Annotated in this window: 18 protein-coding genes; 13 read left to right on the forward strand and 5 right to left on the reverse strand. The window is 73.0% G+C overall.

The features are described from left to right. The first annotated feature begins 41 nt into the window (after positions 1-41). The 4 genes from sucB (at position 42) to ACF09E_RS04725 (ending at position 6,728) form a co-directional block, all read left to right on the forward strand. Complete coding sequence (gene sucB / locus ACF09E_RS04710) at positions 42-1,853, forward strand: 2-oxoglutarate dehydrogenase, E2 component, dihydrolipoamide succinyltransferase (RefSeq protein ID WP_392203880.1); 1,812 nt, start codon at positions 42-44, stop codon at positions 1,851-1,853. Between the two features lie 131 nt (positions 1,854-1,984). Beyond that, entirely contained in the window at positions 1,985-2,608 is a 624-nt protein-coding gene (locus ACF09E_RS04715; protein WP_030314321.1) for a GntR family transcriptional regulator, read from the forward strand. Positions 2,609-2,914: 306 nt separating this feature from the next. Further along, positions 2,915-5,620 carry a pyruvate dehydrogenase (acetyl-transferring), homodimeric type gene (gene aceE, locus ACF09E_RS04720; protein ID WP_392203881.1) on the forward strand — a complete coding sequence of 902 codons (2,706 nt, stop codon included), beginning with the start codon at positions 2,915-2,917 and terminating at the stop codon, positions 5,618-5,620. 79 nt (positions 5,621-5,699) lie between these two features. Further along, positions 5,700-6,728, forward strand: a complete 1,029-nt coding sequence (locus tag ACF09E_RS04725; protein ID WP_392203882.1) for a helix-turn-helix transcriptional regulator — start codon at positions 5,700-5,702, stop codon at positions 6,726-6,728. Between the two features lie 29 nt (positions 6,729-6,757). Here the strand turns inward: ACF09E_RS04725 and ACF09E_RS04730 are convergent, their stop codons facing one another. After that, positions 6,758-7,705 carry an SDR family oxidoreductase gene (locus ACF09E_RS04730; RefSeq protein WP_392203883.1) on the reverse strand — a complete coding sequence of 316 codons (948 nt, stop codon included), beginning with the start codon at positions 7,703-7,705 and terminating at the stop codon, positions 6,758-6,760. A gap of 99 nt (positions 7,706-7,804) precedes the next feature. On the opposite strand from ACF09E_RS04730, the gene ACF09E_RS04735 reads away from it, so the two are divergent. Next, entirely contained in the window at positions 7,805-8,326 is a 522-nt protein-coding gene (locus ACF09E_RS04735; protein ID WP_392204422.1) for a DUF4240 domain-containing protein, read from the forward strand. Between the two features lie 144 nt (positions 8,327-8,470). Here the strand turns inward: ACF09E_RS04735 and ACF09E_RS04740 are convergent, their stop codons facing one another. Further along, positions 8,471-9,265 (reverse strand): SDR family NAD(P)-dependent oxidoreductase, encoded by a 795-nt coding sequence (locus ACF09E_RS04740; protein WP_392203884.1) that lies wholly within the window; start codon positions 9,263-9,265, stop codon positions 8,471-8,473. Between the two features lie 151 nt (positions 9,266-9,416). On the opposite strand from ACF09E_RS04740, the gene ACF09E_RS04745 reads away from it, so the two are divergent. Further along, positions 9,417-10,103 carry a TetR/AcrR family transcriptional regulator gene (locus ACF09E_RS04745; protein ID WP_392203885.1) on the forward strand — a complete coding sequence of 229 codons (687 nt, stop codon included), beginning with the start codon at positions 9,417-9,419 and terminating at the stop codon, positions 10,101-10,103. A 53-nt stretch (positions 10,104-10,156) separates the two neighbouring features. Here the strand turns inward: ACF09E_RS04745 and ACF09E_RS04750 are convergent, their stop codons facing one another. Further along, entirely contained in the window at positions 10,157-10,660 is a 504-nt protein-coding gene (locus tag ACF09E_RS04750; protein WP_392203886.1) for a GNAT family N-acetyltransferase, read from the reverse strand. A 38-nt stretch (positions 10,661-10,698) separates the two neighbouring features. Between ACF09E_RS04750 and ACF09E_RS04755 the strand changes: the two genes are divergently transcribed. Continuing rightward, positions 10,699-11,619 carry a TIGR01777 family oxidoreductase gene (locus ACF09E_RS04755; RefSeq protein WP_392203887.1) on the forward strand — a complete coding sequence of 307 codons (921 nt, stop codon included), beginning with the start codon at positions 10,699-10,701 and terminating at the stop codon, positions 11,617-11,619. 207 nt (positions 11,620-11,826) lie between these two features. Further along, positions 11,827-13,206, forward strand: coding sequence for an NAD(P)/FAD-dependent oxidoreductase (locus ACF09E_RS04760; RefSeq protein ID WP_392203888.1), 1,380 nt, complete (start codon positions 11,827-11,829; stop codon positions 13,204-13,206). A gap of 165 nt (positions 13,207-13,371) precedes the next feature. Here ACF09E_RS04760 and ACF09E_RS04765 read toward each other — a convergent pair whose 3' ends face one another. Continuing rightward, entirely contained in the window at positions 13,372-14,937 is a 1,566-nt protein-coding gene (locus tag ACF09E_RS04765; RefSeq protein WP_392203889.1) for a regulator, read from the reverse strand. A 337-nt stretch (positions 14,938-15,274) separates the two neighbouring features. Here ACF09E_RS04765 and lipB point away from each other — a divergent pair, with 337 nt between their 5' ends. The 4 genes from lipB to ACF09E_RS04785 all read left to right on the forward strand — a co-directional run bounded on the left by lipB (position 15,275) and on the right by ACF09E_RS04785 (position 18,465). Next, positions 15,275-16,084 carry a lipoyl(octanoyl) transferase LipB gene (gene lipB / locus ACF09E_RS04770; RefSeq protein WP_392203890.1) on the forward strand — a complete coding sequence of 270 codons (810 nt, stop codon included), beginning with the start codon at positions 15,275-15,277 and terminating at the stop codon, positions 16,082-16,084. Between the two features lie 114 nt (positions 16,085-16,198). Then, positions 16,199-17,152 (forward strand): lipoyl synthase, encoded by a 954-nt coding sequence (lipA, locus tag ACF09E_RS04775; protein ID WP_388799592.1) that lies wholly within the window; start codon positions 16,199-16,201, stop codon positions 17,150-17,152. Positions 17,153-17,534: 382 nt separating this feature from the next. Next, complete coding sequence (locus tag ACF09E_RS04780; protein WP_073917406.1) at positions 17,535-17,750, forward strand: hypothetical protein; 216 nt, start codon at positions 17,535-17,537, stop codon at positions 17,748-17,750. Between the two features lie 10 nt (positions 17,751-17,760). Next, a complete protein-coding gene (locus ACF09E_RS04785; protein WP_361855933.1) occupies positions 17,761-18,465 on the forward strand; it encodes a DUF4191 domain-containing protein in 705 nt (234 codons plus the stop codon). Positions 18,466-18,574: 109 nt separating this feature from the next. Here the strand turns inward: ACF09E_RS04785 and ACF09E_RS04790 are convergent, their stop codons facing one another. Next, positions 18,575-19,042, reverse strand: coding sequence for an RDD family protein (locus ACF09E_RS04790; protein WP_392203891.1), 468 nt, complete (start codon positions 19,040-19,042; stop codon positions 18,575-18,577). Positions 19,043-19,264: 222 nt separating this feature from the next. Between ACF09E_RS04790 and glnA the strand changes: the two genes are divergently transcribed. After that, entirely contained in the window at positions 19,265-20,689 is a 1,425-nt protein-coding gene (gene glnA / locus ACF09E_RS04795) for a type I glutamate--ammonia ligase (RefSeq protein WP_361855927.1), read from the forward strand. The last annotated feature ends 20 nt before the right edge of the window (positions 20,690-20,709 follow it).

Consider the following 20,709-nt stretch of genomic DNA (forward strand, 5'->3'; position numbering starts at 1 on the left):
CGACGACCACTTTCCGCAATTCGTTAGGAGCAACTGAAACCATGTCGGTTTCCGTAACCCTGCCGGCGCTCGGCGAGAGCGTCACCGAGGGCACCGTCACCCGCTGGCTCAAGGCCGAGGGTGAGCGTGTCGAGGCCGACGAGCCGCTGCTCGAGGTCTCGACCGACAAGGTCGACACCGAGATCCCCGCCCCCGCCTCGGGCATCCTGGCCTCCATCAAGGTCGCCGAGGACGAGACGGTCGAGGTCGGCGCCGAGCTGGCCATCATCGACGACGGCTCGGGCGCCCCGGCGGCCGAGGCCGCTCCGGCCGCCGAGGCCGCTCCGGCTCCGGCCGCCGAGCCCGCGGCCGAGGAGGCCCCGCAGGCCGCCCCGTCCACCGAGGCCCAGGAGCCGGCTCCGGCGCCGACGGCCGAGGCGGCCGCCGGCGGCGGTTCCGCCGAGGGCACGGACGTCGTGCTGCCCGCGCTGGGCGAGTCCGTCACCGAGGGCACCGTGACCCGCTGGCTGAAGTCGGTCGGCGAGACCGTCGAGGCCGACGAGCCGCTGCTCGAGGTCTCCACGGACAAGGTCGACACCGAGATCCCCGCCCCGGCCTCCGGCGTTCTCCTGGAGATCGTCGTCGCCGAGGACGAGACCGCCGAGGTCGGCGCCAAGCTCGCCGTCATCGGTGCCGCGGGTGCGGCTCCGGCCGCCGCCCCGGCCCCCGCGGCTCCGGCTCCCGCCGCCGCTGCCCCGGCTCCCGCCGCGCCGGCTCCGGCCGCCGAGGCTCCGGCCCCGGCCGCCCCCGCCGCCCCGGCTCCGGCCCCCGCGCCGGCCGCCCCGGCCGCTCCGGTGGCCGCCCCGGCGCCGGTCGCCGCCGCGCCGTCGATCGCGCCCGCCGTCGTCACCCCGGTTCCGGCGACCCCCGCGGCCGCCCCCGCCGAGGACGGCGCCTACGTGACCCCGCTCGTCCGCAAGCTCGCCACCGAGAACGGTGTCGACCTCGCGGCCGTCAAGGGTTCGGGCGTCGGCGGCCGGATCCGCAAGCAGGACGTCCTCGCGGCCGCCGAGGCCAAGAAGGCCGCCGCCGCCCCGGCCCCGGCCGCGGCTGCTCCGGCCGCCAAGGCCCCGGCCCTGGAGGCCTCCCCGCTGCGCGGGCAGACCGTCAAGATGACCCGCATGCGCAAGGTCATCGGCGACAACATGATGAAGGCGCTGCACGGCCAGGCCCAGCTGACCTCGGTGGTCGAGGTCGACATCACCAAGCTGATGAAGCTGCGCGCCCGCGCCAAGGACGCGTTCGCGTCCCGCGAGGGCGTCAAGCTGTCCCCGATGCCGTTCTTCGTGAAGGCGGCGGCCCAGGCGCTGAAGGCCCACCCGGTCATCAACGCCCGGATCAACGAGGACGAGGGCACGATCACCTACTTCGACACCGAGAACATCGGTATCGCGGTGGACTCCGAGAAGGGTCTGATGACCCCGGTCATCAAGGGTGCGGGCGACCTCAACATCGCCGGCATCTCGAAGAAGACCGCGGAGCTGGCCGGCGCCGTGCGCGCCAGCAAGATCACCCCGGACGACCTGGCCGGTGCGACCTTCACCATCTCCAACACCGGTTCGCGCGGCGCGCTGTTCGACACGATCATCGTGCCCCCGAACCAGGTCGCCATCCTGGGCATCGGCGCCACCGTGCGCCGTCCGGTCGTCATCAACCACCCGGACCTGGGTGAGACGATCGCGATCCGCGACATGACGTACGTCGCGCTGTCCTACGACCACCGTCTGGTGGACGGCGCCGACGCCGCCCGCTACCTGACCTCGGTCAAGGCGATCCTCGAGGCCGGCGAGTTCGAGGTCGACCTCGGTCTGTAGGCGGTACGCCGAAAGGCATGCACCGGGGCAACGTAACGAGCCTCACCTGCGGCGCCCCCGTCCGGAAGTGTTTCCGGACGGGGGCGCCGCCGTATTGTCTTTAGAGTCAACACTCCCCGAGGAGCCGCTTCATGACCGTCCCCGTCGTCCACTCGCTGCGCGAGCAGATCCGCGAGCACATCGTGGAGGGGATCGTGAGCGGCCGCTGGAAGCCGGGAGAGCGGATCGTGGAGCGCCGGATCGCGACCGAGCTGGAGGTCAGCCAGACGCCGGTGCGCGAGGCGCTGCGGGAGCTGGAGTCGCTGCGGCTGATCGAGTCGGCGCCGAACAAGGGCGTCCGGGTCCGCAACCTGACCGCCGCCGACCTGGAGGAGAGCTACCCCGTCCGGGCCGGTCTGGAGCAGATCGCGGCCGAGCTGGCGGCCGGACGGCTCGCGGCGGACTGCTCGGCCCTGGAGCCGCACGTGGCCGCCCTGTACGAGGCGGACGCGACCTCCGACGGCACGGCCCAGGTGCGGCACACGGTGGCCTTCCACCGGGAGCTGGTGAAGGCCGCGGGGAACGCGGTCCTGCTGCACACCTGGGAGACGCTCGGCATCGAGGTCTTCACGGCCCTGTCGATCCGCTGGCTGGGCACGGTCCAGAAGTCGTACGCGGAGGAGCACCAGGAGCTGGTGGAGGCCTTCCGGCGGGGCGATCCGAACATCGGCGCCCTGGTGAAGGCGCACGTGCTGGGCTGCGCGCCGCGCGCCTGACCCCCTTTCCCGTCCCGGACGGATGAGCGGGCCCACCCATGGGTGGGCCCGCTCATCCATGCCCGCTCATCCGTGCGCACACCTCCTCAGAAAGCGGCCCCCACCTGCGGAAACAAGGCACCGGGTGCCCTGTTTCGCGGCACCCTGTGCCGACTTTCTCGATCTGAAGAGGTTTTCCCCTTCAACCCTTTGATCGATCATCGATCGCCGGTTTACAGTCTTCGGCGGGCCGCTACCCGGCCCTTCGCCCTGTCCTGCCAGACAAGGCACCCCATCTCCACCCCATCTGTCCGGAAGGCGGCGATCATGACCGATCCCGTAGGCAAGACTCCGAGCGAGCTCGACCAGCTCCCGGACCGTGACACCGAGGAGACCGCCGAGTGGGCGGCCTCCCTGGACGCCGTCACCAAGGCCGCCGGCCCCCACCGGGCCGCCTACCTGATGCGCCGCACCCTGCAGCACGCCGAAGGCGCGGGCCTGGCCCTGCCGAAGCTGCTGGAGACCGATTACGTCAACACCATCCCGACCTCCGCCGAGCCGACGGGCGCCGCCTTCGACGGCGACGAGGCCATGGAGCGCCGGATCACCGCCTGGAACCGCTGGAACGCGGCCGCGATGGTCAGCCGCGGCTCGAAGTACGGCGTCGGCGGTCACATCGCCACGTTCGCGTCGGCCGCCTGGCTGTACGAGACCGGCTTCAACCACTTCTTCAAGGGCAAGGAAGCCGACGGTTCCGGCGACCAGCTCTACATCCAGGGTCACGCCGCCCCCGGCATCTACGCCCGCGCGTTCCTGGACGGGCGCCTGAACGAGGCCCACCTCGACAACTTCCGGCAGGAGTCCGGCGGCAACGGCCTGCCCTCCTACCCGCACCCCCGCCGCCTCCCCTGGCTGTGGGAGTTCCCCACCGTCTCCATGGGCCTGGGCCCGCTCTCCGCGATCTACCAGGCGCGCTTCAACCGCTACCTGACCAACCGCGGCATCAAGGACGTCTCCGCCTCGCACGTGTGGGCGTTCCTCGGCGACGGCGAGATGGACGAGCCCGAGTCGACCGCGGCCCTCGCCCTGGCCGCCCGCGAGGGTCTGGACAACCTGACCTTCGTCATCAACTGCAACCTGCAGCGCCTCGACGGCCCGGTCCGCGCCAACTTCAAGATCGTGCAGGAGCTGGAGGCCCAGTTCCGCGGCGCCGGCTGGAACGTCGTGAAGTCGCTGTGGGGCAACGCCTGGGACGAGCTCTTCGCGCTCGACACCACCGGCGCCCTCGTCCGCCGCCTCCGCGAGGTGCCGGACGCGCAGGTCCAGACGTACCAGACCCGCGACGCCGCCTACATCCGCGAGGACTTCTTCGGCAAGGACCCGGCGCTCGTCGAGATGGCGAAGCTGCTGTCGGACGACAAGATCCTGGAGTGCTTCCACCTCTCGCGCGGTGGCCACGAGCCGCGCAAGGTGTACGCCGCGTACAAGGCCGCCGTCGAGTTCAAGGGCGCGCCGACGGTCATCCTCGCGCAGACCGTCAAGGGCTTCACCCTCGGTGAGGGCTTCGCGTCGAAGAACGCGAACCACCAGATGAAGAAGCTCACGAACGACGAGTTCAAGAACATGCGTGACCTTCTCGAACTGCCGATCTCCGACGCGCAGTTCGAGGACGGCCAGGTGCCGTACGGCCACCCGGGCGCCGACTCCCCCGAGGTCCGCTACCTGCAGGAGCGCCGCGCGGCGCTCGGCGGTCCGGCCCCGGCCCGCCGCACCCACGCGATCGCCCCGCTGCCGGCCCCGGCCGAGAAGGCCTTCACCGCCTTCGACAAGGGCTCCGGCACGCAGTCGATGGCGACCACGATGGCCTTCGTCCGCCTGGTGAAGGACCTGATCCGGGACAAGGAGACCGGCAAGCGCTGGGTCCCGATCGTCCCCGACGAGGCCCGTACCTTCGGTATGGAGTCGCTGTTCCCGTCGCTCGGCATCTACTCGCCTAAGGGCCAGACGTACGAGCCGGTCGACCGCGACCAGCTGATGTACTACAAGGAGGCCGTCAACGGCCAGATCCTCAACGAGGGGATCACCGAGGCCGGCTCGATGGCCGACTTCATCGCCGCTTCCACCGCGTACTCCACGCACGGCGAGGCGATGATCCCGTTCTACATCTTCTACTCGATGTTCGGCTGGCAGCGGACCGCCGACCAGATGTGGCAGCTCGGCGACCAGCTCGGCCGCGGCTTCCTCGTCGGGGCCACCGCGGGCCGGACGACCCTGACCGGTGAGGGCCTGCAGCACGCCGACGGCCACTCGCCGGTGATCGCGGCGACCAACCCGGCGGCGCTGACGTACGACCCGGCGTTCGCCTACGAGGTCGCGGCCATCGTCAAGGAGGGTCTGCGCCGGATGTACGGCGAGGCCGCCGAGGGCGAGGACCAGAACGTCTTCTACTACCTGACGGTCTACAACGAGCCCATGCCGCAGCCCGCCAAGCCGGCCGGCATCGACGAGGGCATCGTCAAGGGCCTCTACCGCTTCAACACGGCGGAGTCCGCGGGCCTCGACCTCCCGGCGAACGCCTCGCGCATCCAGCTCCTCTCCTCCGGTACGGCCATCCACTGGGCCCTGGAGGCGCAGAAGCTGCTCGCCGCCGAGTGGGGCGTGGGCGCCGACGTGTGGTCCGCGACCTCCTGGACGGAGCTGCGGCGCGACGCGCTGGAGGCCGACGCCGCGCTGCTGCGCGGCGAGGAGCAGGTGCCGTACATCCGCCGGGCCCTGGAGGGCGTCGAGTCCCCGGTCCTCGCGGTCTCCGACTACATGCGCCAGGTCCCCGACCAGATCGCGCAGTGGGTCGAGCAGGACTGGTCCTCGCTCGGTGCGGACGGCTTCGGCCTGTCGGACACCCGTGACGCGGCCCGCCGCCACTTCGGCGTCGACGCCCAGTCGATCGTCGTCGCGGCCCTCGCGCAGCTGGCCCGCCGCGGCGAGGTCCCGGCCTCGGCCGTGAAGGAGGCGCGCGAGCGCTACGGCCTGTAGCACCCGGCACGTCCCCCGAGGGGCCGCGTCCGTACTTCCGGTACGGGTGCGGCCCCTCGGGCGTGGCAGGGTGGACGCCATGCGCGCCGCCCGGCTGATCAAGATGGTCCTGCTGCTCCAGTCCCGTCCCTCGATGACGGCGGCCGAACTCGCCGCCGAGCTGGAGGTGTCGGAGCGGACCGTCACCCGCGACGCCCTCGCCCTCTCGGAGGCGGGGGTGCCGGTGTACGCGGACCGGGGCAGGGCCGGCGGCTACCGGCTCGTCGGCGGCTACCGGACCCGTCTGACGGGGCTCGCGCGCGGCGAGGCCGAGGCGCTGTTCCTGTCCGGACTGCCGGGGGCGCTGCGGGACATGGGGCTGGAGGACGCGGCGTCGGCGGCCCGGCTGAAGGTGTCGGCGGCACTGCTGCCCTCGTTGCGGGACGCCCCGGACTCGGTGGCGCAGCGCTTCCTGCTCGACGCGCCGGGCTGGTACCAGGAGCCGGAGAGCCCGGAGATGCTGCCGCCGATCGCGGAGGCGGTCTGGGACGACCGGATGGTGTCGGCGCGCTACCGGCGCGCGGACCGCGAGGTGGAGCGCGAGCTCGCCCCGTACGGTCTCGTCCTCAAGGCGGGCGTCTGGTACCTGTGCGCGCGCTCCGGGACGGCCTTCCGGACCTACCGGGTGGACCGCTTCTCGGCCGTCGCGCTCTCCGCGGAGCACTTCGTACGGGACGAGGAGTTCGCCCTGCCGGACTTCTGGGCCGCGCGCGCGGCGGAGTTCGCCCGGTCGATCCTGCGCGCCGAGGTCGTCCTGCGGCTCACGGAGGCGGGGGCCAGCCGGCTGCCGTACGTGACGGACCGCGCGGCGGCCGGGGAGGCGCTGGCGGCGGGGACGCGGGAGGCGGACGGGCGGGTGACGGCGACGCTTCCCGTGGAGAGCGAGGACATCGCCTTCTCCCAGCTGCTCGGGCTCGGCGCGGAGGCCGAGGTGCTGGCCCCGGCCTCGCTGCGCGCCCGGTTCGCGTCGGCGTCCCGGTCCATGGCCTCGCTGTACGGGCGGGAGGCGCAGGACGGGGAGGCCGGGGAGGCGTCCGGGCCGGCCGACGACGAGGGGCCCGGCCGGTGATCGGCGCCGACCGGCGGTCGGCCGTGCTCCTAGCGGTAGTCGTCGACGGAGGCCGCCTCGTCCGTCTCCTTCGCGATGATGAAGCCCCACGCGTCCGGTCGTGAGCCGTCCGCGTCGCTGAAGCCGTACTCCTTCGCCATCTGTCCGCTGGAGAGGGAGCGGCCGTTCCAGCGGGCCCGGTCGGGGTCGGCGGCGAGGGCGGCGACCGCGCGGCCGACGTAGACCGGGGACTCGGCCACGGCGAAGTCCGGGAGCTTCTCGGCCGCGTCGCGCCAGTTCTCCTCGGTCACTCCGAAGTGGTCCAGCATCTGCTCGGAGCGGAGCCAGCCGGGGGTGAGGGCGACCGCGGTGCCGCCGGCCTCGGCCAGCTCCTTGCCGAGACCGAAGGCCATGCGGATCGGAGCGTTCTTGGCGAGGTCGTAGAAGACGTTCTCGCGGTAGCGGGTGGCGTTGTACTCCTGCGTGCCGTCGGTGATCTCGATCAGGAGACCGCCGGGGTGGCGGAGGAGGAGCGGGACGGCCGCCGCGCTGGTGATCAGGTGCGTCTTCACGCCCAGCTCCAGCATCCGCAGGCCGTCGGCGAGCCCCACCTCCCAGATCTTCTTGCCGAAGCCCGCGACGACCAGGTGCTCGCCGCCCCACACGTCGTTCACCAGGACGTCGAGCCTCCCCCGCTCGCGGTCGATCCGGTCGACCAGCGCCCGCACCTGCTCGACCTCCAGGTGGTCGGTGGGGACCGCGATGCCCTCGCCGCCGGCGGCCGTCACCAGTTCGGCGGTCTCCTCGATGGTCTCGGTCGACCGGCCGACCTCGCTGATCCGCTCCCGGGTGGTCCGCCCGGTGACGTACACCGTCGCCCCGGCCGCGCCGAGCTGGACGGCGATGCCCCGTCCGGCGCCGCGGGTCGCCCCGGCGACCAGGCAGATCCGTCCGCGCAGGCTCCGGGGACCGTTCGTCTCGTTCTTCTCCGTCGTCATGCACACCAGATTCGCAGGGAAAGGCGACATCTTCTGTCCGGTTTCATTTCGGGCTTTCCGGGTGCGTCGCACCCGGCGAACCACGATGCTGGTCCCGTGATGGACGAGACGGAGTTCTGGGAGATCATCGACGCCAGCCGCGAGGACGCCGAGGGCGACCCCGAGGAACAGGCCGACCTGCTCGTGGAGCGGCTGACCCGGCTGGACCCGGACTCCGTGCTCGACTACGCGCGCCACTTCGAGGCCCGCTACAACCGGGCGTACCTGTGGGACCTGTGGGGTGCGGCGGCGGTGCTCTTCGACGGGGCGGGCGACGAGGCCTTCGACTCGTTCCGCTGCTGGCTCATCGGCCAGGGCCGGGAGGTGTACGAGGGCGCGGTGCACGATCCGGACGCGCTCGCGGAGCTGCTCGGCGACTTCGACGTGGAGATCGACGGGGACGGCGAGGAGATCGGCTTCGCGGCGGACGAGGCGTACGAGCGGCTGACCGGCGGCGAGACCCCGGACCTGGGGATCCCGATGCCGGGCGGGGAGCCGCTGGGGGCTCCGTTCGACCTGGAGGACGACCAGGTCCTCGCGGCCCGCTTCCCCCGGCTGTGGGAGCGGTTCGGGACGGCGTAGCCCGGTACCGGGGAGGGTGACGGGCGCGGTCCCGGCCCGGCCCGGCGCCCGGCCGCGGAGGCGGGCGGGGCCAGGAGGCCCCCGGGACCCCGCGGACGGTGGTCGTGGTGGTGCGTCCCCCGGGGACGGTCGCGCGGGCGTCCGTCAGAAGTGCGTGCCGCCGTCGATGCGGACCTCGGTGCCGGTGATGAACCGGCCGTCCTCCGACGCCAGCATCGCGACGACCCCGGCGACGGTCTCGGGGCCGGCGAAGCCCTGGCCGAGGGCGGGGGCGAGCTTGGCGAAGAGGGACCAGTCGGCGTCCTCCGGGATGCCGGGGCCGACGCTCTGGCGGCTGGCGCCGGTGCCGTCGGTCATGCCGGAGGAGATGGAGCCGGGCTGGACGGCGGTGAAGCGTATGCCCTGCTTGGCGTACTCGGCGGCGAGCGCGTGGGTCATGGACTGGATGCCGCCCTTGCTGGCCGCGTACGCCGCCATGTAGGGGTGCGCGAACATCGCGGAGGTCGAGGAGAAGTTCACGACGGCGGAGCCGTCGCCCTCCAGGAGGGCCGGGATCGACTCGCGGATCATCAGGAACGTGCCGGTGAGGTTGATCCGCACGACCTGCTCGAAGGAGTCGAGGCTCGTCTCGTGGGTGTGCGAGGAGCGCAGGATGCCGGCGGCGTTCACGAGGACGTCCAGGCCGCCGAGCCTCTCGACCGCGGCGGCGACACCGGCGCGCACGGATGCCTCGTCGGCGACGTTCACGACCACGGTGGTGAGGCGGCCGGCCGCGTCGCCGGCCTTGGCGACGGTGTCCTTCAGGCCGTCCTCGCTGATGTCGGCGGCGACGACCCGGCCGCCCTCGGCGAGCATGCGCAGGACGGTGGCCTGGCCGATGCCGGAGCCGCCGCCGGTGATGAGCGCGCGGCGTCCTTCGTAACGGGTCAGCTGGTTCATGGCGGCAACCTCTCGATGTCGAGCTTCCGGGAATCCCCGTTCCGGGACGTGGAGGGTCCCGGAGAATGCCGCCACCGTACGCCCAAGTGGCACGGTTTGCCATATCTGCACGTTGTGCACCATCAGCGGGCGCGGGCGTACGCTTCGTACGGTGAGCACCAAGCCCGAGGGGTCCACGCCCCCCACCCGGACGCTGACGGAGCGCCGCAAGGCCGCCACCCAGCTGGACATCGCGCGCGCCGCCGCCGAGCTCTTCACCGAGCACGGCCCCGACGGCACCACGGCGGAGGACATCGCCCTGCGGGCCGGGGTCGCGCTGCGCACCTTCTACCGGTACTTCCGGTCCAAGCAGGACGCCGTCGCCCCGCTGCTCGCCGGCGGCGGCGACCGCTGGCGCGAGCTCCTCGCCGCCACGGCCGCCACGGAACCCGGCGCGGGACTGCCCGCGGCCCTGGAGCGCTCGATCGCCGCCTCCCTGACCCCCGCGGACCCGGCGACCGAGGAGGGGCTGCGCTGGACCCGCGGACTGCTGCGCGCGGCCGCGGAGGACCCGGCCCTGCGGGCCGTCTGGTACCGGGTCAACCAGGAGTCCGAGGAGCGGCTGCGCGAGGTCGTGGCCGGACTCGCGGGGCCGGCGGCGGACCCCCTGGAGGTGCGGCTCGCGGCCGCGGCGGCCACGGACGCCATCCGGATCGCCCTGGAGAGCTGGGCCGAGACCGACGCGCCGGCCCGGGGCGAGGGCGCCCCCGCGGAGCTCGCGGTCCGGTGCCTGCGCGAACTGATGGGCGGGATGCGGCTGCTCGGCCCCGCCCTCGGAGACCCGGCGACCGCCCCATGAGGACGTCGTGCCTCAGCGGAGGGCCGGCGACCGCCCCATGAAGTCGTCGTGCCTCAGCGGAGGGTCAGCGACCGCCCCATGAGGACGTCGTCCACGTACTCCCCGGCGAGGAACAGCTCCCCCGGCAGCACGCCCTCGACCGCGAAGCCCTCGGCGTCGTAGAGCGCGCGGGCCGGGGCGTTGTGCCCGAGCACCCGCAGCGTCATGCGGACGGCTCCGTCCGCCCGCGCCCTGTCCATCGCGGCCCGCAGCAGCGCCCGTCCCACGCCGTGGCCCCGCGCGGCCTCGGCGACCACGAGTCCCTGGATCTGCCGCACGTGGGCGGTGGCGGCGAGCGGGGTCGGCGGCACCACCCGGATGTAGCCGACGAGGACGCCCTCCCGCTCGGCGAGGAGGTAGTCCGCGGGCAGGTGCCGGTCGTCGAAGAACGGTCCGTACGGCGGGACGGGGGCGGGCAGCACCGCGTGCAGGGTCGACCAGGCGGCCCGGTCGAGCGCCCCGAGGGCGGCGTCGTCCGCGCGTTCGGCGGTACGTATCAGCGTCTCCGGCACGATCATGGCGGCCACTGTGCCACGCGCCCGCCCGGAAGGGCAGGATGGTCCCCATGCAGCCTTCCGCCACTCGCAAGCGCGTCGCCGTCACCGGCGCATCCGGGCTCATCGGCTCCGCCCTCGTCCGCTCCCTGCGCGCCGACGGCCACGACGTCCTCCGGCTCGTCCGGAGGCCCGCCCGGACCGCCGACGAGGTCGAATGGGACCCGAAGCGGCTGTACGTGGACGCCGCCGGGCTCGTCGGCGTGGACTCCGTCGTGCACCTCGCCGGCGCCGGGGTCGGCGAACGCCGCTGGACCGAGGCGTACAAGCAGGAGATCCGCGACAGCCGCGTCCTCGGCACCACGGCGATCTCCCAGGCCCTCGCCTCCCTCGCGGAGCCGCCGGAGAGCCTGGTCTGCGGCACCGCGCTCGGCTGGTACGGCGACACCGGCAGCCGCGCGGTCGACGAGAGCGCCCCCGCGGGAACGGGCTTCCTGCCCGAGGTCTGCGTGGAGTGGGAGGCCGCCGCGGCCCCCGCCGAGGAGGCCGGCATCCGCGTGACCTACGCCCGCACCGGTCTGGTGGTGGCCCGCGAGGGCGGGGCGTGGGGGCGGCTCTTCCCGCTCTTCCGGGCCGGTCTCGGCGGCCGGATGGGCGACGGCCGCCAGTACTGGTCGTTCATCTCCCTCCACGACGAGGTGGCGGCCCTGCGCCACCTCGTCGACACCCCGGAGCTGACGGGCCCGGTGAACCTGACCGCCCCCGAGCCGGTCACCAACCGCGAGGTGACGGCGGCGATGGGCCGGGTCCTGCACCGGCCGACCCTCCTCACGGTGCCCGCGCCCGCGCTGAAGGCGGTACTCGGCGACTTCGCACAGGACGTGCTGGGGAGTCAGCGGGTGCTGCCGGGGCGGCTGTTGGAGACCGGATTCGACTTCGCGTTCCCGACGATCGACGACTCGATCCGGGCGGCGGCCCGCTGAACCCCGCCCCGCCCGCCCCGCTCCCGGCGCCGCTCCCCCTCCTCCGCTCCCCCTCCGTGCTCCCCCGTGCCGCACGCACCCCGGTACGCGCGGCTGGCACGCGTGGGAGCGCTGCCTAGGCTCGACGAGAACGGCGAACTCGGGCATTCCGGAGGCCGGTTGGGGGCATAGGCACCCCACCGGCCGCGCCGACCTGGGGAGGGGCACGTGCTCAACAGCGCAGACAGCGCAAGGACCGCACAGCGTACGGACGTCGACGGCGCGCAGACCGTCGACGTCGTCATCGTGGGAGCCGGGGTCGCGGGACTCACCGCGGCCGGACGGCTCACCGACGCCGGGCTCTCCGTGGCCGTCCTGGAGGCGGAACCCCGCATCGGGGGCCGGATGGCGACCGAGACCGTCGACGACTTCCGGCTCGACCGGGTCGGACCGCTGCTCACCCTGTCGTACGAGGAGCTCCGGACCCTTCCGGGACTCGACGGCCTGGTGCTGCGGCCGTTCGCCCCGGGGGTGCTCGTGCACAGCGACGGCCGGTACGCGCGGTGGGGCGCGGCGCACCCCCGCCGGACGGCCGTCGGCCCCCGGAACACGGGGCACCGGAGCGTGGGGGGAGCGTTCAGCGTGGCGCGCGCCCTCGCGAGCGCCCCCCGGCATCCGGCCGCGTCGCTCGACCAGGCGCGGCTCGGCGCGTCCCTCGTCCGGCTCGCGGCGACCCCGACGCAGCGGATCCTGGCCCGCCCCGAGCGGACCGCGCGCGAGGCGCTGGCCTCGCGGCTGCCCGCCAGGACCGTCCAGGGCGTGCTGCGGCCGCTGCTCGCGGCGCTCCTCGGCGATCCGGACCTCGGCATGTCGAGCCGGCGCGCGGACCTGGCGCTGCGCGCCTTCGCCCGGGGCCGCCTCGCGGTGCCCGAGGGCGGGGCGGCGGCGCTGCCGGAGCGGCTCGCGGCGGCGCTGCCGCCGGGCACGGTCCGGACCGGGGTCCGGGTCACGGACGCGTCGATCTCGCGGGTGACGACGGCGGAGCACGGGGTGTTCCGGTGCCGGTCGGTCGTCCTCGCGACGGGGGCGCGGACGGCGGCCGGGCTGCTGCCGGGGCTGCGGACGCCGGACTTCCACGCGGTGACGGTGCTGCACCACACCGCCCCCGCCGCGCCGACGGCGGATCCGACCCTGCTCCTGGAGGCCGATCCGGGAGGGCCGGTGGCCCACACGGCGGTGATGAGCGCGGTCGATCCGCAACGGGCGCCGGAGGGCCGGACGCTGGTGACCTCGACGATCCTCGGCACGCCGCCGGACGACACGGAACGGCGGGTCCGCAAGCACCTGGCCACGCTGTACGGCCAGTCGACGGACGAGTGGGAGCTGCTGGACATGCGCCACACGCCGGACGCGATACCGGCGATGCCGCCGCCGCACGACGCGCGGCGCTCGGTCCGCCTGCTGGCGGGCCTGTACGTCTGCGGCGACCACCGCGCGACGAGCACCCTCCAGGGCGCCCTGGTGTCGGGGCAACGGGCGGCCCGCGCCCTCCTGCGGGACCTGGGCCTGGGAACGGGCGACGGGGAACGGGAGGAGGAGGCGGCGTAGGGACGGGGCGGCACCGGACCCGGGAGCGCCCCCGGCGGAGGCGGGCCCGGGTCCGGGTGCGCACCCGGACGGAGGCGGGCCCCCGTCCGGGTGCGCCCCCGGCGGAGCGGGAAGCCGGACGCGCCCCCGGGCGCGGCGGCCGCACACCGCCCCGCGCGGGGGGCGTCAGCCCAGGGCGGCCACCCGGTCGCGGTAGGTGCGGGCCGCCGCCGCGTCGCGGTACGGCTCCAGGCGCCGCTCGAAGTCCCGTACGTACTCGACCGCCCTCGCCGACCGCATCTCCGAGGCCTGCTGGGCGGCCTCCGCGCCGAGGGCGCACGCCTGGTCCAGTTCCCCCAGGGCCAGTCGCGAGGTGGCCAGGACCACCCGGCAGAAGAGGCGGCTGCGGGCGAAGCCGGGCGCGCGGAGCTGGAGGGCGCGTTCGGCGTGCTGGGCCGCCGGCCGGTACTGCTGGAGGTCGCGGTGGCAGTGTCCGAGCTCGTCGGCGAGCTGGGCCTCGTCGAACGTCCGGGCCCAGTACGGCACCTCGTCGCCGGGCCGGGCCGCCTCCAGGGCCCGCTCGGCCCGCACCAGCGAGGCGCTGCACACCCGTGCCTCGCCGAGGACCGCGTGCCCCCGCGCCTCGACCGCGTGCAGCATCGCCTGCACGACGGGCGGCGCGGCGGGCCCGACGCCCTGCTGGGCGACACGGGCGAGCTGCACGGCCTCCCGCCCGTGGCCGAGGTAGACGGCCTGGCAGCTCATGGTGAGGAGCACGTACGAGCCGTATGCCCGGTCCCCGGCCGCCTGGGCCAGTCGCAACGCCTGGACGAAGTAGCGCTGGGCGAGGCCGTGCGCGGCGATGTCGTAGGACGTCCAGCCGGCGAGCCGGGTGAGGTCGGCGGCCGCGGCGAAGAGGCGCCTGCCCACGGACTCGCCGTAGGTGCCGCGCAGCATCGGCTCCGCCTCGTGCTCCAGGTAGCGGACGAGGGCCTGGCGGGCGTGCCCGCCGCCGTAGGCGTGGTCGAGCGTGCGGAAGAGCTCGCCGACCGAGCGCAGGGCGGCGACGTCCCCGCTGGAGACCCGCTGGCCGGGCCCCCGGTCCGTGCCCCGCTGCCGGGGCACGGAGAAGCGCCCCTGGGCCGGCACCCGGGGGTCGTGGGCGAGGCGGGTGTCGTGGGCGGCGCGCGGGTCGTGGGCGGCGCGCGGGTCGTGCGCGAGCCGGGCCTCCGCCGTCGCCGCCGCGGCCGTCGCGGTCACCGGCGACGACGCGGTCCGCGGGCCCTGCGGCGCGTCGCCCCGGGCCACCCGGTCGTCCGCGCGGCCGATCAGCCAGTCGCGGCTGGGCACGACGAGGCCCGCCGGGGTGAAGGCGATCTTGCGGAGCTCGGCGTGGCTGCCGGAGTCCTTCCGCCAGAGCCCGCTGACGATGTCGACCGCCTCTTCGGGGGTCGCCGCGAACTCCAGCCCGGCGTAGACCGGGGCACAGGCGTCGAGGCCGAGGTCCTGGGCCGAGAGCCGGCGGCCGAGGCGACGGGTGAAGACCTCGGCGATCAGCGCGGGCGTGGTGCCGCGCGGCTGCTGGCCGCGGAGCCAGCGGGTCACCGACGTCTTGTCGTACCGCAGGTCGAGACCGTGTTCCAGACCGAGCTGGTCCACCCGTCTCGCCAGGCCCGCGTGCGAGAACCCTGCTTCGGCGATGAGCGCGGCGAGCTGGCGGTTCGGGATGCGCTGCGGTGGTCGTTCCGTCATCAGCTGTGCGGTCTCCTGCCTTCCGGGTCCGGACGGCAGCCCCGTCGGACCCTCATGGAACGGCGCGAATTTAGCGGTCCTCACCGCCCTAACCGCCACCTTCGCCCCACATTCATCCGATCGTGTGAGGATTGATGGCATCGCTGACGTAGGCGCTCCCGGCCACCTGGCGGAGGGCACCCCCGTCCACCTGCGGGAGAGCCGCCCCCGTCCACCTGCCCCAGGCCCTTTCCCGGCACCGCCGTACAGTGGCATGGGCGCGAATGACGCATGGTGCCGCGCCGGCCCGGGATGATCCCCGGATTCCGGTCCCCGGCACCCAGGAGGAGGCTTGGCCGTGAGTGACCTGCGATTCGTCCGCCTGGGGTTCGGCGGCGATGCCGTCGACTACCGGGTGGCCTGGGACAAGCAGCGCGAGGTGCACGCCGCGCGGTTCGCCGACGAGATCGACGACACCTGTCTGCTTCTGGAGCACCCCCCGGTCTACACGGCGGGCCGGCGCACGACGGAGAGCGAGCGCCCGCTCGACGGGACGCCGGTGGTGGACGTGGACCGCGGCGGCAAGATCACCTGGCACGGCCCCGGTCAGCTCGTGGGCTACCCGATCCTGAAGCTGCCCCGCCCGGTGGACGTCGTCGCGCACGTGCGCCGGCTGGAGGAGGCGCTGATCCTCACCGCCGCCGAGTTCGGCGTGGAGACGAGCCGGGTCGAGGGCCGCAGCGGCGTCTGGGTGCTCGGCGACCCGGTCGAGCAGCGCCCGGCGCTCGGCGGGCTCTCCCTGGACTTCGACCCGCGGCTGAACGACGAGGAGTTCGACCCGCGCCTGAACGGCCCCGAGTACGCCCCGTCCAACGCCGGCCAGCGCCGCGAGGACCGGAAGCTCGCCGCGATCGGCATCCGGGTCGCCAAGGGCGTCACGATGCACGGCTTCGCCCTGAACGTGAATCCCGACAACGCCTGGTTCGACCGGATCATCCCGTGCGGCATCCGGGACGCGGGCGTCACCTCGCTCGCCAACGAGCTGGGCCGGGACGTGAGCATCGAGGAGGTGCTGCCGGTGGCCGAGAAGCACCTGCGAGCCGTCCTGGAACACGCGGACCTGAGGCCGCGCGAGATCGAGCGCCCGGTCGAGCCGGCCTCGGCCTGAGGGGCGCCCGCAGGAATGCAGGGCGCTGGCCAGAGGTTGGCCAGACGTAGTAAGGCATGGGAAGCAACGGCGTACCCTGGTGTGCGCCGAAGAATCGAAGCTACAGGAGCCGATGTGTCCGCAGTCGCACCCGACGGACGCAAGATGCTGCGCCTGGAGGTCCGGAACGCCCAGACCCCCATCGAGCGCAAGCCCGAGTGGATCAAGACGCGGGCGAAGATGGGGCCCGAGTACACGAAGATGCAGGGCCTCGTGAAGAGCGAGGGCCTGCACACGGTCTGCCAGGAGGCGGGCTGCCCCAACATCTTCGAGTGCTGGGAGGACCGCGAGGCCACCTTCCTCATCGGCGGGGACCAGTGCACCCGGCGCTGCGACTTCTGCCAGATCGACACGGGCAAGCCCGAGGCGCTGGACCGGGACGAGCCGCGCCGCGTGGGCGAGTCCGTCGTCACGATGGACCTCAACTACGCCACGATCACCGGCGTCGCACGCGACGACCTGGAGGACGGCGGCGCCTGGCTGTACGCCGAGACCGTGCGCCAGATCCACCAGCAGACCGCGGAGCGCGCCGACGGCCGCACCAAGGTCGAGCTGCTCGCGCCCGACTTCAACGCCGTGCCGGAGCTGCTCAGGCAGGTCTTCGACGCGCGCCCCGAGGTCTTCGCGCACAACGTGGAGACGGTCCCGCGGATCTTCAAGCGGATCCGTCCGGGATTCCGTTACGAGCGCTCGCTCGACGTCATCACGCAGGCCCGCGACTACGGTCTGGTCACGAAGTCGAACCTGATCCTCGGCATGGGCGAGACCCGCGAGGAGATCAGCGAGGCGCTCCAGCAGCTGCACGACGCCGGCTGCGAGCTGATCACGATCACGCAGTACCTGCGCCCCTCCGTCCGGCACCACCCGGTGGAGCGCTGGGTGAAGCCGCAGGAGTTCGTGGAGCTCAAGGAGGAGGCCGACGAGATCGGCTTCTCCGGCGTCATGTCGGGGCCGCTGGTCCGGTCCTCGTACCGGGCGGGTCGCCTCTTCCAGCAGGCGATGGAGAAGCGCAGCCGAGCCGGAGCGTAGGTTGCGGATCCGCCCGAGGTACGAGGGCGGGCACGCGGCCGGAGCGGTGGCGAGGCGGAGCTCGACCGGCAGCGCGGAGAAGCGCGGCGCGGTGGACCACGCCACGCAGGCCGTGTGAAACGGAGCACAAGTGATTACCGGCCGGTAATGGCCGATTCGGACGCGGCCCGTACGGCCCCGCAGCTCAGCGGGGAGGTACGGGCCGCGCCACCGTTTCCGGGGCCGCCACATGGCCGCATCAACGTTTCATCAGTGTTTGACCACCGGGTCACGCCCTGGTAACACCAGTCTGTGAGCCTGGATTCACTCAGCGCCACCCACCGCTCACCGCCCCGCTCGCACCCCCGCCTCGTCTCACCCGCAATCGAGGGAGGACCCCGACATGCCGGCCGCATCGACGCACGTCCGCGTCACCGCGATCCCGTCCGTCACCGACGCCCTGAAGGCCGTGGAGGCACTCCTCCTCGGCGCCGGGCAGCGCACCGCCCGGCGCAACGCCTGGAACTCCGTCCTGGAGGACCGGCGCAACGCCAAGGACCGGGTCGAGGCCCAGCACGTGATGGAGGTCGCGTCGGGCCGCACGTCCCGGGCCACGTAAACTTCAGGACATGGCGAGGAAGGCAAACACGGGCAGCGCTGACGCTGCGAACCAGGGGCGGCTCAAGCAGATCGCCCTCACGTACAAGATGACCCGAAAGGCCGACCCGAAGGTCGGACTTGTCGTCGCAGGCGTGGGCATCGTCGTACTCGGTGTCCTCCTCGCGATCGGCTTCCTGATCGGCCACCCGGTCTACCTGGGCATCCTGGGCTTCGTCCTGGGGCTCCTGGCGGCGGCCATCGTCTTCGGGCGGCGCGCCGAGCGCGCGGCCTTCGGGCAGATGGAGGGCCAGCCCGGCGCGGCGGCGGCGGTGCTGCAGAACGTCGGACGCGGCTGGACGACGACCCCCGCGGTCGCGATGAACCGCAGCCAGGACGTCGTGCACCGGGCGGTCGGCCGGGCCGGCATCGTGCTGGTCGCCGAGGGCAACCCGAACCGGGTGAAGCCCCTGCTCGCGGCCGAGAAGAAGCGGATGAACCGCGTCGTGGTCGACGTGCCGGTCACCGACATCATCGTCGGCGACGGCGAGGGCCAGGTGCCGCTGAAGAAGATCCGCACGACCATGCTCAAGCTCCCGCGGGTGCTCAGCGGCCCGCAGGTGACCGCGGCCAACGACCGCCTCCGGGCGATGGGCGACCTGATGAGCAACATGCCGCTGCCCAAGGGTCCGATGCCCAAGGGCATGCGGATGCCGCGCGGCGGAAAGATGCGCTGACGCGCCCGACCGGAGGCGATGGCTTCCACTGACCGCTCATGGGGAAGGCCCCGGACCGTGTGACGGTCCGGGGCCTTCCCCATGCGGTGCCGACGGGGGCCGTACGGCGTCAGAGACGGACCTGTACGGCCCCGGAGAGGCGGTCGTGGAGGCCGCGGCCGTCACGGTCCCAGATGAGGGCGGGAATCGCCAGGCAGACGAGCAGCGAGCGGAGCGCCACCCGCGGGAGGCCGAGGCGTCCGCCGTTCACGGAGACGACCCCGAGGCCGAAGAGCCGCTTGCCGGGCGTCGAGCCGATCGTGCCGACGGTCAGCACGCTCAGCACGAGCAGGATGACCAGGGCCCAGTTTCCGGTGGCCTGGTTGTAGCCGTCGGTGATCAGGCCGTATGCGATCAGCGTGCAGAGGGCCCAGTCGACGGCGAGGGCGCCGAGGCGCCGCCCGGGGCGGGCGATCGAACCGGGGCCCTCCTCGGGCAGCCCCAGCTGCTGACCGCGGTAGCCGAAGTCGACGCCTGCGTCCTCGGCCGCCGCGCGGGGGCCGGAGAGCCAAGATCCGAGTGCTTGCCTGTTGTCCACGCGACCACGGTACTGCGCCCGTTTTCGATCACTTAGGTCCGGGTAGGCGAACCGCGCTGCCAGGTGGCGGGGCACCCAGCCCGGTTAACTTCGACGAAACAATTGGGTCATGCTTGAGAAATCCCGTCTGCCTATGGTCGGGTCCAGCGTGTGCCACCGCACCGGCCGCACGAATCAGCTGCAAACCCCGCCCCTCCCCGGGCCGGGAGTAGGAGGAGTGGGATGTCCGAGACGCACGGGTTCCAGAACGCCGACGAGGTCAAGAAGTACATCCGGGACAACGACGTCAAGATGGTCGACGTCCGTTTCTGCGACCTTCCGGGCGTGATGCAGCACTTCACGATCCCGGCGACGGCGTTCGACCCGTCGGAGGAGCTCGCCTTCGACGGCTCGTCGATCCGCGGCTTCCAGGCGATCCACGAGTCCGACATGTCGCTCCGCGCCGACCTGTCGACGGCCCGGGTGGACCCCTTCCGCCGCGACAAGACGCTGAACATCAACTTCTTCATCCACGACCCGATCACGGGCGAGCAGTACAGCCGTGACCCGCGGAACATCGCGAAGAAGGCCGAGGCCTACCTCGCCTCCACCGGCATCGCCGACACCGCGTACTTCGGCCCCGAGGCCGAGTTCTACGTGTTCGACTCGGTGCGCTTCGAGACCTCCGCGAACCAGGGCTTCTACCACATCGACTCCGAGGCCGGCGCCTGGAACACCGGTGCGGAGGAGAACAACCGCGGCTACAAGGTCCGCTACAAGGGCGGCTACTTCCCGGCCCCGCCGGTCGACCACTTCGCCGACCTGCGCTCGGAGATCTCCCTGGAGCTGGAGAACGTCGGCCTCCAGGTCGAGCGCCAGCACCACGAGGTCGGCACCGCCGGCCAGGCCGAGATCAACTACAAGTTCAACACGCTGCTCGCCGCGGCCGACGACCTGATGCTCTTCAAGTACATCGTGAAGAACGTCGCCTGGCGCAACGGCAAGACCGCGACCTTCATGCCCAAGCCGATCTTCGGCGACAACGGTTCGGGCATGCACGTCCACCAGTCGCTGTGGTCGAACGGCGACCCGCTGTTCTACGACGAGACCGGCTACGCGGGCCTCTCGGACACCGCCCGCTACTACATCGGCGGCATCCTCAAGCACGCCCCGTCGCTGCTCGCCTTCACCAACCCGACGGTGAACTCGTACCACCGCCTGGTGCCGGGCTTCGAGGCCCCGGTCAACATGGTGTACTCGCAGCGCAACCGCTCCGCCGCCATGCGCATCCCGATCACGGGCTCGAACCCGAAGGCCAAGCGCGTCGAGTTCCGCGCGCCGGACCCGTCCTCGAACCCGTACCTCGCCTTCTCCGCCCTGCTCCTCGCGGGCCTCGACGGCATCAAGAACAAGATCGAGCCGGCGGAGCCGATCGACAAGGACCTGTACGAGCTGGCTCCCGAGGAGCACGCCAACGTCCAGCAGGTCCCGACCAACCTGGAGGCCGTGCTCAACGCCCTCGAGGCCGACAACGAGTACCTCCAGGCCGGCGGCGTCTTCACCTCCGACCTGATCGAGACCTGGATCGACTACAAGCGCACCCACGAGATCGCCCCGATCCAGCTCCGCCCGCACCCGCACGAGTTCGAGCTCTACTTCGACCTCTAGGCCGCACCGCGCGAGCGAGG

The sequence above is a fragment of the Streptomyces sp. NPDC014891 genome (genome assembly GCF_043081085.1).
Lineage (GTDB): Bacteria > Actinomycetota > Actinomycetes > Streptomycetales > Streptomycetaceae > Streptomyces.